The sequence below is a fragment of the Enterococcus sp. DIV0840 genome (assembly GCF_050527835.1).
Taxonomy (GTDB): Bacteria; Bacillota; Bacilli; order Lactobacillales; family Enterococcaceae; genus Enterococcus_L; species Enterococcus_L ureasiticus.
In genome coordinates this window covers 2,548,690-2,564,705 of the sequence record NZ_CP172876.1, presented here as the reverse complement: position 1 = coordinate 2,564,705, position 16,016 = coordinate 2,548,690, and the positions used below count along the sequence as shown (strand labels likewise).

General features: G+C 34.7%; 13 protein-coding genes. 11 read left to right on the top strand and 2 right to left on the bottom strand.

The genetic code is table 11. The features are described from left to right. The first annotated feature begins 1,323 nt into the window (after nucleotides 1-1,323). The gene (locus IGL98_RS12250; protein ID WP_111247693.1) at nucleotides 1,324-1,458 is read left to right on the top strand and encodes a putative holin-like toxin; all 135 of its coding nucleotides are present in this window, start codon (nucleotides 1,324-1,326) and stop codon (nucleotides 1,456-1,458) included. A 167-nt stretch (nucleotides 1,459-1,625) separates the two neighbouring features. Here IGL98_RS12250 and IGL98_RS12245 read toward each other — a convergent pair whose 3' ends face one another. Further along, nucleotides 1,626-2,186 carry a hypothetical protein gene (locus tag IGL98_RS12245; RefSeq protein WP_206842608.1) on the bottom strand — a complete coding sequence of 187 codons (561 nt, stop codon included), beginning with the start codon at nucleotides 2,184-2,186 and terminating at the stop codon, nucleotides 1,626-1,628. A gap of 335 nt (nucleotides 2,187-2,521) precedes the next feature. After that, nucleotides 2,522-3,961 (bottom strand): helix-turn-helix domain-containing protein, encoded by a 1,440-nt coding sequence (locus IGL98_RS12240; RefSeq protein WP_206842609.1) that lies wholly within the window; start codon nucleotides 3,959-3,961, stop codon nucleotides 2,522-2,524. Nucleotides 3,962-4,246: 285 nt separating this feature from the next. Between IGL98_RS12240 and IGL98_RS12235 the strand changes: the two genes are divergently transcribed. The 10 genes from IGL98_RS12235 (at nucleotide 4,247) to IGL98_RS12190 (ending at nucleotide 15,698) form a co-directional block, all read left to right on the top strand. Then, nucleotides 4,247-4,936, top strand: coding sequence for a winged helix-turn-helix domain-containing protein (locus IGL98_RS12235; protein WP_206911723.1), 690 nt, complete (start codon nucleotides 4,247-4,249; stop codon nucleotides 4,934-4,936). Nucleotides 4,937-4,995: 59 nt separating this feature from the next. After that, nucleotides 4,996-7,461 carry a lectin-like domain-containing protein gene (locus IGL98_RS12230; protein WP_206911722.1) on the top strand — a complete coding sequence of 822 codons (2,466 nt, stop codon included), beginning with the start codon at nucleotides 4,996-4,998 and terminating at the stop codon, nucleotides 7,459-7,461. Nucleotides 7,462-7,670: 209 nt separating this feature from the next. Then, nucleotides 7,671-10,160 carry a WxL domain-containing protein gene (locus tag IGL98_RS12225; protein WP_206911721.1) on the top strand — a complete coding sequence of 830 codons (2,490 nt, stop codon included), beginning with the start codon at nucleotides 7,671-7,673 and terminating at the stop codon, nucleotides 10,158-10,160. A gap of 16 nt (nucleotides 10,161-10,176) precedes the next feature. After that, the gene (locus IGL98_RS12220; protein ID WP_206846569.1) at nucleotides 10,177-10,527 is read left to right on the top strand and encodes an LPXTG cell wall anchor domain-containing protein; all 351 of its coding nucleotides are present in this window, start codon (nucleotides 10,177-10,179) and stop codon (nucleotides 10,525-10,527) included. 1 nt (nucleotide 10,528) lies between these two features. Next, nucleotides 10,529-11,320, top strand: a complete 792-nt coding sequence (locus IGL98_RS12215) for a WxL domain-containing protein (protein ID WP_206846566.1) — start codon at nucleotides 10,529-10,531, stop codon at nucleotides 11,318-11,320. 28 nt (nucleotides 11,321-11,348) lie between these two features. Next, on the top strand, nucleotides 11,349-12,128 hold the full coding sequence (locus IGL98_RS12210; protein ID WP_206846565.1) for a WxL domain-containing protein: 780 nt from the start codon (nucleotides 11,349-11,351) through the stop codon (nucleotides 12,126-12,128). 95 nt (nucleotides 12,129-12,223) lie between these two features. Beyond that, nucleotides 12,224-13,291: a DUF916 and DUF3324 domain-containing protein gene (locus IGL98_RS12205; protein WP_206846564.1), complete on the top strand. Its 1,068-nt coding sequence runs from the start codon at nucleotides 12,224-12,226 to the stop codon at nucleotides 13,289-13,291. A gap of 82 nt (nucleotides 13,292-13,373) precedes the next feature. Further along, complete coding sequence (locus IGL98_RS12200) at nucleotides 13,374-14,039, top strand: hypothetical protein (protein ID WP_206846563.1); 666 nt, start codon at nucleotides 13,374-13,376, stop codon at nucleotides 14,037-14,039. A gap of 27 nt (nucleotides 14,040-14,066) precedes the next feature. Continuing rightward, complete coding sequence (gene lepB / locus IGL98_RS12195; RefSeq protein ID WP_206911720.1) at nucleotides 14,067-14,666, top strand: signal peptidase I; 600 nt, start codon at nucleotides 14,067-14,069, stop codon at nucleotides 14,664-14,666. A gap of 258 nt (nucleotides 14,667-14,924) precedes the next feature. Then, the gene (locus IGL98_RS12190) at nucleotides 14,925-15,698 is read left to right on the top strand and encodes a carbonic anhydrase (RefSeq protein ID WP_206911719.1); all 774 of its coding nucleotides are present in this window, start codon (nucleotides 14,925-14,927) and stop codon (nucleotides 15,696-15,698) included. Nucleotides 15,699-16,016: the final 318 nt, after the last annotated feature.

The window sequence follows — 16,016 nt, the reverse complement described above, 5'->3', positions numbered from 1 at the left end:
TCCGTATTCCTATCACTGTCTTCTCAAAGCAAAACAAAAAACGCTATTGCAGTAATCAGTGAGAAAAAGCCAGCTTTTCGACAACTTCCCAAAAATGCTTCAATACGAAAAGCGTATTGCCTCATTTTTAGTCCAGTTGCTCAAACCTTAACGACTTTTTATCATCCTAACCTAACCACCAATACCGTCATCAATCCCCTAGATAAAGCCCAACCCTCCATAAAATACAAAATCCCAACCAAAAGTTTCCAGACAGACTAGAAAATCCCAGTAAAATTAGGTACAATAAAAGAGCTAGTGCTTTTGTGCTAGTAATTGGCAACTTGTATAGATAGTTTACGCTGTCTATGCAAGGCTTCATCACCTGATTGCTGTCAGATGATGAAGTGCCTTTTTACTTTGCACCACTACGTTCCACTTCGATCTCATCAATTTCTAAGAGCTAAAGCTCTAGGAATTAAAGGACCACGACCGACCTAAGGGCAGAGTGGATGATGCAAAGTACAAGGTGAACGAAGTTGAACGTTGTTTCCTTGTCTTATATCTATCATTGATCATTTGCTTTACTTTGAACGAAACCTCCTTTGACTAAATTTGTAGAATAGAAAAAAACGATATCAGGTAACCTCACCCAATATCGTTCACAATAGTCCCAAAGAATCATCTACCACTTTTTCAGCATAACCCAAAGAGAATCCAAGAAACCTATAGAAAAATAGGCAAACTTTAGGTACAATGAAGAAGCTAGTACATGTTGCTAGCACTATTGGCAACTTGTTTGGTCAGTTTACGCTGTCTTTACAAGGCTTCAAATGCTTGGTTGCTGCCAGGCTTTGAAGTGCCAATTTATTTTTATATTCAGATTTGAACAGTTCATACCAATATGAGCTGTTTTTTATGCACATCACAGCGATTACTTGAAGAGCTGATGATGCGCAATACTTGGCGACTGAAGAGAGAGAAGTTCCCCTCGTTCTATTCTACCTCTTAAGTATAGCCGAAAAGAATACGAACACGCAACATATTTTTTCTTACGAAGGGCATTAAATAACACCAAAAATCGCTCTCTTATATATAAGAAAAAATAACAAAAAATTTTTTTTCAAAAGGCTATTTTTAGCCTCAAATGACAGCTATATAAAAGTGAAATCGTTCGTTTAAAAAGTTTAATTAGTATGATATACTTTTCATTATAGAGAAGTTATGACGGTGGCGACTTCCGAGAGGTGGTGGTGCTTATGGAGATAAGTACTGAAATTTCGGAAGAAGCAACGCTCCTAAAGTCGCCTTGTACTGTTCAACATCAGTTCATAAAACCATTCACTGTGTTTCTCAGCAAAAGGAGAAAGCCTTTTGTCAGCATTGGATACAATTAAACTAATCCTAAGCTTTGGTATGTTTACCATCGCTTTAATTCGTTTAGTTGTAGAATTGCTTAAAAACGACAAAAAGAAATAACCAGTCATTAACTTTAGCAGGTTAACTGGTTATTTCATTGCCTAAAAACTTCGCTACCGTCTTAAACGGCTCTACATAGGAGAGGTATGTTCACGCATATCTCTCTTACCACTTGCATTATAGCATAAAACATACTTTTTTTCCATATCCACTTAAAAGAGTATTTTCTAATTCTTGCTTAGAATCCGTTTATAGATGATCGGTCTATCAAACCCAAACACTCGTTTATCGCCATTAAACATTTCCTCTTTTATGACTAAAGCCTCATCAGATAGTTCTTGCTTTAAAATAAACGCTGTTTTCTTCGTAAACATACTATGTGATTCACCAGAAAACGTGCCATCATGTTCCTTATAGCGCAATGGAACAAATTTATCAGATACTGAAAGAACCGTAAAATCAATTTCTTTTAGTTCATTAAATTTAGTGTTCATTAATTCTTTTGGCACAGTAATCGATTTTAACACAACCTCACCAGATTCATCCGTTGAAAAAAGAAAAATATCTGATTTGAATTTCTCTTTGTTGTTCAACGTATAGTAGCTTTCTTCATGCAAAAACACCCCATTAAATTCTTTTGGACGATTCACAATCAAGTCATCTAAAATAGTATTAGTGTGTCTGGCAAAGGGAAAATGCTCTTGTTCTTCTTTCGATAGAGAATGAAACTGTTCACTATTATCGAAATTTCCACTTAACAGTTGAACAATTTTCTTCAAGTTTTTCATACCGCTCACTCAGCTTTCTTTTTAATTGACAGTAATAGTGCAATCGTTTTTTTCTATTTTATCAAAAAACGAAATAGAAAAAAGAGACTCAAAAACAATAATTAGCGAAACGATTAAGGTAACTGGGGGAAATAGTAAAATGAGAAAGAAATTTATACATGGACTACCAATTGTACTGCAAGAAAAGATCAAGCAGATCGTTTAGTCAGTAGTCATTTGTATATCTTTACGTTCTAATTAACTAGGAACTCTTCAATTGGAATCCCTAGTTTTTTTTTTCACAAGATAAGGTAAAAAAACTCTTTTTTCATTTAATAGAACTTAAAAAAGATTAACTAATTTAAATAGCGACGAAGTTCTTTTGATAAATTCATCCATTCTATTTCACCAGGGATTGACGAAATTTGAATTGATTTGACCTTAGAAAGATCTTCAGGAATTGCAAAATTTGCGACAACAATATCGATATTTAGAAATCGAATTAACTCTTCTGTGACAGGTTGGTTGATCACGAAATGAATTTGGACCTCTTTTGGTGATATAGATGTTGCAATATTTTTTAGGTATTCTGAGATAACAGGAGTGCTAGATAGAGCAAATAAAATAATATGATCTCTTTTTAAATTGGTTTCGGTCAATAAAGTTAATGACGTTGCTATATCCTCTTTGAAATGAAAATCAGAGTATTTTTCTAAGTAATGTACCCAATTTTTGTAGGTTTTAGGGTATTCATGGATAGCGATATTTTTTAAATCTTGCTGTTCCGTTTGAAAAAGAGAAGAAAATTTACTTAACATGTCTAAATTAGATAAATAAGATTTTAAAATCAGATTGAGTTCAACGTTTGCGGAAAAATTATAATGTAAATCCTTAAAGAAATTATCAACTATTGTATTGAAGGTTTTTAACATAGGTAACAAATCATCGAGAATATAAAAAGAATCTTTTCCGTAGATTACTGAATTTATAGCAATAATGTAAATATATATAATTTCAGAATCAGATAAATCAGTATATAGAGTATCATTTCTTGAAATCCAATCAATGGCGTTTCGAACCGTTTTAAAACCAGCATGGGTGCTATAGGTTGAAAGAAGTGAAGTGTCAAAAGAGACTCTTTTCTTTTGAGCAATTCTTTCGCGAGAAATTTTTATTAACTGAGCAAATCTATAGTAATCAACGGTCAAGACCTGCTTGTAGTTATCTCTGATATAGCCAAATAAGTTGTCTACGATTTTAAAATCTGAATCTGTAAATGTATTCATCCAATTTCTATGGTTATTGTTAAAATAATGAAAAAAGAAGTGGCGAATATCTATTTCATATCCGATAAGTTCAAATGGATTGGTATTTAACGTTAAATGATAATCAGCTAATACATCTTTCAATAAATCAATATGTTTTCTTAAGGCTGATTGAGAGATAAAATGATTCTCAGCGAACGTTGCAACTTTTTCTTTTTTTCCTTCATACAGTGAATCCACTAATATAAATATAGGATTGTGTTGTATTAAATCATACATATACGTTTGAATAGGCTTTGGTGAACCGATTCTCTTGATGGACCAATTACTAGATTTTGTTAGTTCCACATTTGAAGAAAGAGCATTTTCTATTGATAAAAAATCTTGTTGCAATGTTTTAATGGATACATCGTAAATTTTTTGTAAATCAAAAACAGATATAGATTCGTTGGAATCTGTTAATAAAGATAAAATATGTAGCCTACGTTTTAATATATTATCAAATATTAATCTTTTTTCTATCTCGTTCATTCAATTAATCACTCCTTATTCACATTATAATCCAATTTTTATATTGTATATATTTTAAAAATTCTAAATTGTAGAAGAAAATAAAGCGAATAATATGCTCAGTTATGAACGAAGAGAAGGTATTTTCTCTTAAAATCGTTCTATATCGCCCTATTATATATAGGAAGAAAATAGAAAAAAAACAGTTTTTTTTTTTTCTATTTAATCGAAAAAAAAAGAATTTAAAATAAGCTAATTTGTTGTATATTCAATAAAGACAAAAAATAAAAGTAAGGATGAATAACAATGACATATAAATCTGTTGCTATTACAGATAGAGAAGACAGTCGATTAAAAGACATACTATCTTCTTTTGACTTGTTAGATTTAAATTTTGCTACAGAAACAAGCTTAGATATTTTAAACATAGATGCAGACCTTATTATCATAGAAGAAATCAAAACAATTAACTCGATCAATATAATAAACTTATTATTTGAACTGAGAAAGAATTTTTCTGGACTAATTTGGGTACTATCAGCTAAATATGAAGAAAAAAATGAAATTTTGTATTACAAAATGGGGGTCGATGGAATTTCATATAGTGATAGGCCATCCGAGTTGATTCATTTACAACTTACAAATGCGCTTAAACGTAATTTTAAAATAAGTACAAATAGTTCTACTATCAGTAAAGGTAAAGGTCCTTCTTTGACGTTAAATCCAATAAACAGTAGCGTACATAAAGAAGACGGACAAGAAATTTCATTGACTCGAAGTGAGTACAATGTTTTGAACTTATTAATGGAAAACCTCGACAATACAGTTACTTATGAAGAAATGCTGTCTGCAATCTGGAATGATGATAAAAGAAGTAATAAGTATAGAATCAGTAATCTGATTTTTCATTTGCGAAGTAAAGTCGAGAGTGATTTAAAAAAACCTAAATATATAAAGACTGTTCGATCCAAAGGGTATAGGTTGAAAAATTCTTAAGACCACTTAATTTAAACAGAGGGGTAAAAAAGTTTAATCAGAAAGATGGTGAGAATAAAATGATAAATAAAAAAAACGTGTTGTTTTTTCTGATAGTAATGGTTAGTTTCCAGTTTATGTCTATAGATACAGAAGCCGCTGAGAATGTTGAAAGTGTTCCGCTAGACAATATTTTTAAAGTACCGCAAATGGCGAATAGTTATGTTGATGGTAATAACGTTATTATTACCGATAAAAATAAGAATCAGAAGGGTAGTATTTTTTCTACGGATGCCAACAAGCTAGATTTGACGAAAGACTTTAATGCAGAAATGTGGATCAATATAGATGGAATAGCTGATGGTGTTACTTTTGTCATGCATAACGATCCAATAAAAATGATATATTTTTTTGGAAGTGGTTCACAGTATTTGGCAGTATATGGATATGCTCTTTCATCCAATTTTGATTTTGTATCTGGAAGTTCTAACCTTAAGAATAGTTTTGCTATTGAATTTGACACTTGGCACAACGGTATAAGTGGAGATAATTTTGATGGTGATGTAGATATAAATTCTGGGAAAGGCCATATTGCGTACACTTTTCCTAACCGGCCTTCTACTTATGAGTCGGAAAGAAGTGGCGATTTTAAGATAACGAAAGTTAATCATCTTGGCGTACAGTATCCTAGTTTCTACCTTGGAGATGGGCAATGGCGATTGCTGAAAATTAAATGGAAAACTTGGGACTCAAATAATAATGGACAGCTAACGTATCAATACGGAGACCTTAATCCTGTGACAGCAACGATTCCAAGATATATTTTTGACACTGATAGTGTTTATTGGGGATTTACTGGGACTACTGGAACTACAGATGAAAAAATTGAAAAAGCAATGGTTGCTTTTAAATCTGTACCAGGATTAGTAAATTATACAGATAATCTTACATTTTCAAATGCTAATGGAGACAAGATACAAAGTATTACTCAAAATTCTGAGATAACCGTTGATTACAGTGGCGAATATACTGGTGGTAAACAAAACATGCTACAGCCAACCTATACATTTTCTTTATCTCCTTATCAAAAGTATCAATACGGCACATTTAAGTTGAACGGTGTATCTGTAACACCGACCTATACGAATAATGAATTGAGTATTCCGTTATCCAAAGACTTAACGGTAGGAGATGGCAAAGTTGATATCCAGTTTAAAGTAATAGATATCGGCGTGAGTCAAGATACTGATTTAACACTGACAGCGCATTTGAAAGCACTAAATTTCCTGTCAGATAACGATTATACTTACAAATTAAATTACGATAAAGAAGGACCAACAGGAACAGGTAAACTAACGTTTGTTGATGTTGGTGATGAACAAGTAATAGCGAATGCAACAGATTATCGTCCCTTTTTATCAGAGTATCAGGATGACTATTCATCAAAGGATAATATCAAAGTTGAATTAAAAGCTGGACAAGACATCGCTACACTAGTCAAAACAGTTGGTCCCAGTAGTGTCCAACTAACGCTTACCGATGAAAAAGGGAATGCACGTGATGTGACGGTTCCACTCTTTATTCAAAATCAGGATGTTGTCAAAAGTAGTCAGTACATTCTCTATGGGAAAGACTTTAGTGTAAATTCAAAAGATTATCCTACAACAGATGCAGCATTGCGCTCCTTGATTTTAGAACAAACAGAGTTGAAATTATGGCAGTATGACGACGTATCTGTAACGGCAATGAGTAATACGCAACTGAATCTCTCAATAGATAAACTACCTCCCACGTCCAATACTGCTCAAGCAGGCGTCTATGAAACAACCGCTTCTTATGGCAGTGGGGCAGCTAAAGTAGTTAAGCCAATTAATGTGACGGTGCTACCAAGTATTGCACCAGTAACGATCCAATTCGTTGATGAAAATAATCAACCCATTGTGAATGAAGTGACGTTTGAATCAAACGTTGGAGAATCAATTGACTTAACCCAAAATACGCAAGTCCTCGAAAAGCTTAAAGCTGCCAAAGCGTTGAACTATCTTTTGGATACGCCCCCTACAGATGAACAAAATCTGTTGGTCGAACCTGAAGGCGTCACACGGAAATATACGTTTAAAGGAACGCTGTTTATTCAATCAGCACCTAATACCATTAATTTTGGGGATCAAAATGTGAGTGCCTTTGATAAAACCTATGACAACCCAGAGTATGATCAAGATTTAATCATATGGGATAATCGTCAAACGCTAGGAACTTGGAAAATTACGTTAAAACAATCACAAGATTTTAGCATCCCAGAAGACCCATCACAGAAATTATCTGATGTGCTGAGTTATCAGACTTCCGAGGGAGAAAAAATGATTTCTATAAATGCTCAAGAAGTTTTTCGCTCCAATCACCAGTTCTCAGGGAAATATGATATTAGTGAAGAAACATGGGGACCAGAAAAACATGGGCTGCGTCTAAACGTTCCAGTCGGTTCAGTGAAACAAATAGGGAAATATGAAACGACACTGACTTGGCAAATAGAAGAAGCCTATTGATAAGTGCGCGTAAAAATAAGTTGGATAATCGTTTGAAACAGGTAGACAATCAGTTTTTATCTCTATTCACAAAATAATTTTAAATATTTAATTTTCTATAAAGTTGAAATAACAGTAGGATGGTACATCTCTTAGATTTATCCATAGTCATAAATCTTTGAATCTCTTGAATATGGATAAGTTAGAAGTAGAAAGGAGGTGAGAATAAAATGATAAATAAAAAAATGGTATTGGCTTTTCTGGTAGTAATGGTTAGCTTTCTGTGTATGCCTAAATATGTAGAAGCAGTTGAAGATGTCGCAAGTGTACCAATAGAAAATATATTTCAAGTACCTGAGTCAGGTGATAGCTACGTAGATGGAAATAATGTAATCATAACTGAGAAAAAGACGGGACAAAATGGTGGTGTTTTTTCCACAGAAGCAAATATGATAGATCTTTCAAAGGATTTTGCTGCAGACATTAATGTGAATATTGACGGGGATGGTGATGGGTTAATTTTTGCTCTTCACAATGATCCAATTAAAACTCAGCGCTATTCCGGAAATAACGGACAAAACATGGGAATCTACGGTACGAGTTTTTTTTATTCTAGTGGCAAACGTGTTGTAGATGGTGATCCCTTAAGAAGAAGCGTGGCAATTGAATTTGATACGTACTTTAACCGTACAGTTAGAGCATGGCCACAAACGCTACCTTATGGGACATGGGGTTACGATCAAAAGGTTGAGGAGAATGCAGGAAATGGGCACATTGCCTATACATTTCCTGATCAAGCTAGTAGCTACGGATTTTTAACGAGTGGAGCTACTAGTTACATTAATCATTCTGGAGTACAATATCCATCATTCAAACTTGGGGATGGTCAATGGCGCTTACTAAAAATTAAATGGACAGGATGGGATAGCTCAAATAATGGCAACCTGACCTATTCTTATGGAGGCTTAGCACCAGTTTCTGTTCCTATTTCTAGAGATACTTTTGGGACTGATACCGTATACTGGGGATTTATTGGTACAACAGCTGAAGCTGCTGAAAAGAATGTTGTTTCTTTTAAGTCTGTGCCGGGATTAGTTAATTATACAGACAATATTGAATTTAAGAATGCTGATGGTGAAAAAATCCAAAGTGCCACGCAAGATTCCGAGGTAACGGTTCATTATGCTGGTCAATACACCAGCGGAAAACAAAATATGTTACAACCAACCTATACATTCACTTTATCTCCCAATCAAAAGTATCAGTATGGCACATTTCAGCTGAATGGTGTAGCTGTAACACCAACTTTTACGAACAATGAATTGAGTATTCCATTATCAAAAGATTTAACGCTAGAAGAGGGCAAGGTTGATATCCATTTTAAAGTGAAAGATATCGGTGTGAGCCAAGATACTGATTTAACGCTAACTGCGCATGTGAAATCCCAAAATTTCCTATCAGATAACGATTACACGTACAGATTGAACTACGACAAAGAAGCACCTACTGGAACAGGAAAATTAACAATTATCAATGCTGAGGATGAACAAGCAATAGCCAACGCAACAGATTATCGTGCTTTTTTATCAGAATACCAAGATAATTATTCGCCTAAAGATAAAATTACTGTGCAATTAAAAGAAAATCAACCTATTGCAGACATTGTTAAGACTGTTGGTCCTAGTAGCTTTCAAGTGACCCTTACTGATGAAAAAGGAAATACAGGTGATGTCACGATTCCAATTTTTATTCAAAATGAAAATTGTGTCAAAAGCAGTCAATATATTATTTACGGAGATGATTTCAGCGTAGACTCAAAAAATTATCCAAAAACCGATGAGTCGTTACTGACTATGATTCGTGAAAAAGCAGGTCTTAAATTATGGCAATATGACGATTTGTCGGTAAAAGAATTGGCAAATACGCAACTAAATCTATCTGTTAAGAATTTACCACCAACTTCTACTTCTTTTGATCCTACTGAAGGAGGGGTTTATGAACTGACGGCTTCGTATGGTAGTGGAACTGAGAAAATTGATAAAAACTTGAACTTGACCGTGATTCCAACGATTACAAATGTAAAGATCGATTTTGTGGATGAACAAGGAACATCAATCGTTGAAGGAATTTCATTTCAGGCGACAGTTGGGGAATCTATTAATTTATCTAACAATTTGCAAATAAAAGAAAAAATTAATGCTGTTAAATCACTAAACTATGTATTAGACAAAGTACCAATAGGCGAGGAAAATCTTTTAGTCACTCCAAATATTAACCCAAAATATACGTTTAAAGGAACGCTATTTATTCAATCAGCACCGAGTAGCATTAATTTTGGGGATCAAAAGGTAAGTGCCTTTGACAAAACCTATACCAATCCAGAGTATGACCAAGATTTAATCATATGGGATAATCGTCAAACGTTAGGCACTTGGAAAATAACACTAAAACAATCACAAGATTTTAGTATCCCAGGAGACCCATCACAGAAATTACCTGATGCGCTAAGTTATCAGACTTCTGGGGAAGAAAAAATGATTTCCACAGATGCTCAGGAAGTTTTTCGCTCCAAACACCAGTCCTCAGGTAAATATGATATCAGCGAAGAAACATGGGGACCAGAAAAACAAGGGCTGCGTCTGAACGTTCCGGTCGGTTCAGTGAAACAAATAGGAAAATATGAAACGACACTGACTTGGCAAATAGAAGAAGCCTATTAATGGAGAGGAGACAACGATGAAAAAACAGCGAATGATTTGTTTTGTTCTAACTCCTTTGATTTTTATTGCCGTGTCTTTCGGTACGATCAATGAGGCAGCAGCTGAGGAGGGTGGACAAGTACAGACAAATGCAGGAATCGTCCTTAAAGAATCAGATTCCTCAACCGCTCAAACAAAGGAATCAACACACAATGATTCTTCAAGTAGTGAACTTCCAAACACTGGCAAGAAGCCGACAGGACGATTGCCAAATACTGGGGATTTAATAAAAGTTAGCATGCTCTTCACAGGGGGCGCACTTATCCTAATTGCGTTGATCGTCTTCTTTTGGAAGAAGCGAAAACGCGTAAAAAGGGAGTGTGGATAAGATGAAAAAAAAATTACTCATCTGCTGCTTACTATTTCTCCTTCTGTTAATGACTCCAGTGACGAGTCAAGCAGAAGAGTCGAATTACTCTGGTGAAGGAACCATCCAATTTAGTGGGAAGCAACCACTGCAAGTGATGGACCCTGAACATCCAGAAAAACCTGCTGATCCAGGGAGCAGTCCTCATACAGATAATCTATTGAGGATTGATTTTGTCCCTCAAATTACCTTTTGGGATGCAACGATTTCTGAACAGGATCAAACGTATTACGGAAATGCCCAACTTTTCAATGATGATACCGGAGCGAGAGGGAACTTTATACAAGTATCCGATTTTCGAAACGACAGCCAAGGCTGGACTTTACAGTTAAAGCAAGAAACGCAGTTCCAGAATCAATCGGCGAAAAGCAAGGAGTTAAAAGGAGCAGTGCTGTCCTTTGACAAATCATGGGCAAACTCCATAAATGACCAAACAACCGCACCTACGGTTTCAAAAGAAGTGATTCGTCTTTCGAATATTGGTGAAGTCTATAACTTAGCTGAAGCCAAGCCGAAAAAAGGTGAGGGAACCTGGGCAATTGCCTTTGGAGCATCTGTTACGAATACCAATCAACAGGCAGATACATTAAGGCCTAAATTGGGCGAACAGAATAATCCAATCGTAGATCCAGCATTTAATAATCAACCAATCTATGAGAATCAAGCAATTTCTTTATTCGTACCCGGTAAAACAGAAAAAGAGCCGGGCAACTACCAAACGGTGTTAACTTGGATTTTATCCGAGCTACCATAAATTATAAAAACTCTAGGAGGAAACACAAATGAAATTAACACACAAATTATGCGCAGCTACGCTATTAGCAGTACTAGGAGCAACAGTAGCAGTGCCAAATGCAGTACAAGCAGCAGAGGAAAACCCGCTACAAGTCAGCGGAAAAGGTTCAATCAACTTTTTAGAAGATGATGGCGTAGACACACCGACAGATCCAACTGACCCAACAAAACCAGTTGATCCAGAAAATCCAATTGTCACTCCGCCAGTCAATCCAGCAACAGGACCATTAAAAGTGATTGCAGTAACGGATTTAGATTTTGGTACAGATAATAAAGTAACGCCAGCATCTGGAAGTGGTTGGGAATATTCAGCAAAAGCTGCTCAAATTGAATACAAAGACGGTACTAAAGTTGCTAGTCCAAATTTCGTTCAGTTTAAAGATACACGTGCAGATAACAAAGCAAATAAACACACAGTAACTGCTAAAGCAACTACGTTTACAAATACAGAAAATCAAGAGCTAAAAGCAGCGCAATTGAAATTTAGCAATGTGAAATTAGTTAATGCAGCCGATCAGAATCAAGTAAATGAAGCTGGCGTTGCAGCAGCACAAACTGTTGAAACAGATGGTACAACTCCTGCAACATTTGTGACACAAGATGCAGATGATAAAGGTTTTGGTCAATTTACCTTACAATTCGGAGATACGACAGATAATACGGCAGATGATTCAGTTAAATTATGGGTTCCAGCCGAAGGAAATAAATTATCAACAAGCAGCAGCTATTCTTCAACAATCACTTGGACAATTGCTGACGCAAGATAATTCAAGTAAAAGATAAAAAGTATTGATGAAAGAGAACAAACAAGTCCGCCTGTATTAGGCGTACTTGTTCCTCTTTTTAAGAAAGGGCAATCATAATGAAAAAAACGAGTTTAATATGCTTTGCAGTTATTTTATACATAGGTTTGATAATCGGTATTTTACCTACAACAGGACAAGCAGCACAAGAAGATGGAAGTGGGTTCACATATAAAGTCATTCAGCCTGAAAATCAACACAATAAAGATGTCGGCTATTTTGATCTCCGAATGACACCAAGTCAAGAACAAACCGTTACCATTAAAATGAACAATAGTTCAGCTGAAGAAATCACAGTAGACGTAGCGCTTAACAGTGCAAAGACAAATACAAATGGTGTAATCGAATACGGCCCATCTAAATTAGAAAAAGATGATTCGCTTAAGTATGATTTTGCCGATTTGGTAAAAGGTGAAAAAACAGTTAAGATCCCTGCAAAACAAAGTGTAGAATACAAATTAAACATAAAAATGCCAGAATCCCAATATGACGGCGTGATTTCTGGTGGTATCTACATGATCCAAAAAGGGCAGACGGAAAGTCAAAAAGCGATGATCAAAAATGAATATGGCTATATGGTGGGAATGATTTTGACCGAAACAGATACTACGATGACGCCTGAGCTAAAACTCAATAAAGTTTTCGCTGATCAGCAAAATTACCGAAACGCAGTGTTCATCAATTATTCAAATACACAACCTGCCTACATCGATGATATGACCGTGGATGTTCAAGTCATGAAAAAAGGGTCGAGTGAAGTTCTTTATGATACAAAACAAAATAAAATGAGAATGGCGCCTAATTCACAAATTAATTTTCCAGTTCCAATGAATGGTGAAAAAATGGTTGCAGGTGAGTATGTGGCTCATGTTGTAATCACAACAGAAAATGATGGTAAATGGACTTGGGAACAGAACTTCGAGATCACAAATGAAGAAGCAGATAAGTTTAACCAAGAAGATGTTAGTTTATTACAGGAGAGTCGTATAAATTGGACAGTGATCATTATAGTGGTCGTTAGTGCGTTAGGGATTATATTGATTATATTCTTTGCGGTTCGTTTCTTGAGAAAAAAGAATCGAAAGAAAACAAAAAAGAAAAAGAAATCAAGTAACAAAAAAAGATAGTAGCACAAAATGGGGATTAAAAGTGAAAATGTAAGGGTATTGAAATAGAGTAAATAATTAATTATTTTTGGAGGATAGAAACATGTCGATATTAGATTGGCTATTCATTGGGATACTTTCAACGGCAATCCTCTGTATTATTTTTGCGATTGTTTTCCTAATTTCTTATTTTTTAACGAAGAAAAAGAGACTAGTATTAAAACAACGTCGAACAAAAAATAAAAAGAAACGCAGAGTTTTAAAAAAGAAAATCCATTTATTGAAGCAAAAAAGTAAAAAACAGATGCAATCAGGAGTGATTTTCTTGATTTTAGGGGTGATTTTAGCAGGAGGCGCCGCATTTTCCCGCTATCATCAAGCCACTAATCTAGGAAATCGTGACTCTGACGCTATCGTAGAAGGGTATTATTTATTAAACAAAACATCTGAGCAGTTAGGAACAATTGAAGGAACCACAAATGTTGAAAAAACAAGAAAAAATTTGCGTGAGTTAGCAGCAAAACTTTCTGGTTTTGGGGTTCGTTACGCTGATCCAAGGCTAACGGTAGACGGACAGCAACTGTTAAATAGGTATTATACGCAAATGAAAGAATTAGGTCTTAACTTGAACAATCAATCGATCGAAAGTCTACAGGAAAAAACAACCTATGACAATTATTTAGCAGATATAAAAAAAGTCAAAACAATTCAAAAAAAGGTTTTTACGTATTTTAATGTGAATGAATCAGCGTTAAGTCAAAAGAAATAACATGTTAAGAAATGGCTGTGAAGCTAAATGACGAAAAAGAAAGTAAGGACTAAGAATAAAAAAAGAAGAAAGAAACAACGACTTCTTAAAGAACTCTGTAAAGAATTAGGCATAACTTTTTTGATTGTATTGTTATGCTTATTTCTACTTTCCAAAGTTGTTTTTGCATTGCCCAAAAATGAAGGATATGGGATGAGGGAAGCGTTGAATGAAGGCGATCGTGTATATGTGGATCGACTTGGTACGCCCAAACGTTTTTCATTGATTTATTTCAAGCAACCCGATGGAAATGGGGCCTCCTTACGGCGAGTCATTGGGTTGCCAGGAGAACGAATACTCTATTCCAAGGATGAACTTTACGTCGATGGACGACTTGTTGTAGAACGTTTTTTACAGAAAAAGGTAGCGCAAGCTAAAATAGATGATGTAATGATTACCGAAGATTTTGATTCCAGTGCTATTTTAGGAACAACAGATGGCATTATTCCAAAGGGCAAATATCTTGTGCTTGGAGATAACCGTAACTACGCCACAGATAGTCGTTACTATGGTTTAGTTGATCAACGAGATGTGATTGGGATTGTAAAACTACGATTTTCACCTTTTTATCAGATAAGTATCTATTGATCTGATTAAAAAGTAAAAATAAGGTGAGTGAAATATTAAGGTAATGAAAGTTTAAATTAGAGAATATAAGTAAAGAAAACAGAGTATAAATTCTTTAAAAGGGATTTAGAATAATAAAACAGTATATCTTATTGGTTTATAAAGGTAAATAAGAGTATGATATTAAATTTGTTGAAGCCGATTGAATATTAAAAAATATTTTCACTTTCTAATAAATAAGGTATAATGAAATGTATTTTGTAGAAAGAAGGATGGAAAATGAAAAGAAAGGCACTCTCTCTATTACTTTTAAGTTTTACAGCTGTTTTAGCTGTTGGCTGTACATCAAACAAAAGTACTAGTGACGCATCTGATAAGAAAGATGCTAAAACAGAATCAACAACACATGCAAAAAAATCTGAGCATATTGATTATGATGATCAAAAAGATTGGGAATTCTCTGCTGGAAAGATGCAGTCACCTATTGATATCGTTACTAAAAAAGCTGAGGTAATGACACCAGATACTGGAACAATTACAATTGATTATGGAAAAGAAATTACAAAAGCTGAGAATAATGGTCATAGTGTTCAAATTACAGATGGTGGTACATCTGTGATCAATGGACGAAACTTTGCATTAAGTCAGTTTCATTTTCATGCAGAAAGTGAACATACCGTTGACGGCAAACATTATCCAATCGAAGCACATTTTGTAAACACTGCCCAAGATGGACGGATTGCAGTTATCGGGGTATTCTTTAAGGAAGGTACCGAAAACAAAGGGTTTCAAGAAGTTTTGGATGATGTAAATAATGATAAAAACGATCCAATTAGCGACTTAGATTACATGATTCCGTCTAATAGAAGCTATTATCATTATTTAGGTTCGTTGACTACGCCGCCACTAAATGAAAATGTGGAATGGTATGTAATGAAAGAGCCAGTCGAAGTATCTTCAGCTCAAATCGAGGACTTCAAAAAATTGTATTCACACAATAATAGAGAGGTTCAACCGTTAAATGATCGATCAATTTTAGAACATAATGAATAATTCAATTGTTCGTTATCTCGACCGCATTTAACAATTATCAGGTTTTACAACAGAATCATCTACCATTTTTTTAGTAACTTAAGAGGATTCAAGAAACCTATAGATTTTAGGGATAATGAAAGAAGCTTGTAGATGTTGCTGAATATTGATGTACTAAGTTATTTTTATAGTCTGATTTAAACAGTTCATTTCATAATGAGCTGTTTTTTAGTACAAATCACAGCAATTATTTGATGACCGAAGAGTGAAGGCTTCCTCGTTCTAGTCTACCTTCTAAGTATGCCAAAAAAAATTACGAACACGCAACATAATTTTCAT

Excerpts from the sequence above, each read along its gene's own strand:
- IGL98_RS12245 (WP_206842608.1), bottom strand. The coding sequence starts at position 2,186 with ATGAAAAACTTGAAGAAAATTGTTCAACTGTTAAGTGGAAATTTCGAT.
- IGL98_RS12240 (WP_206842609.1), bottom strand. The coding sequence starts at position 3,961 with ATGAACGAGATAGAAAAAAGATTAATATTTGATAATATATTAAAACGT.
- IGL98_RS12235 (WP_206911723.1), top strand. The coding sequence starts at position 4,247 with ATGACATATAAATCTGTTGCTATTACAGATAGAGAAGACAGTCGATTA.
- IGL98_RS12230 (WP_206911722.1), top strand. The coding sequence starts at position 4,996 with ATGATAAATAAAAAAAACGTGTTGTTTTTTCTGATAGTAATGGTTAGT.
- IGL98_RS12225 (WP_206911721.1), top strand. The coding sequence starts at position 7,671 with ATGATAAATAAAAAAATGGTATTGGCTTTTCTGGTAGTAATGGTTAGC.
- IGL98_RS12220 (WP_206846569.1), top strand. The coding sequence starts at position 10,177 with ATGAAAAAACAGCGAATGATTTGTTTTGTTCTAACTCCTTTGATTTTT.
- IGL98_RS12215 (WP_206846566.1), top strand. The coding sequence starts at position 10,529 with ATGAAAAAAAAATTACTCATCTGCTGCTTACTATTTCTCCTTCTGTTA.
- IGL98_RS12210 (WP_206846565.1), top strand. The coding sequence starts at position 11,349 with ATGAAATTAACACACAAATTATGCGCAGCTACGCTATTAGCAGTACTA.
- IGL98_RS12205 (WP_206846564.1), top strand. The coding sequence starts at position 12,224 with ATGAAAAAAACGAGTTTAATATGCTTTGCAGTTATTTTATACATAGGT.
- IGL98_RS12200 (WP_206846563.1), top strand. The coding sequence starts at position 13,374 with ATGTCGATATTAGATTGGCTATTCATTGGGATACTTTCAACGGCAATC.
- lepB (WP_206911720.1), top strand. The coding sequence starts at position 14,067 with ATGACGAAAAAGAAAGTAAGGACTAAGAATAAAAAAAGAAGAAAGAAA.
- IGL98_RS12190 (WP_206911719.1), top strand. The coding sequence starts at position 14,925 with ATGAAAAGAAAGGCACTCTCTCTATTACTTTTAAGTTTTACAGCTGTT.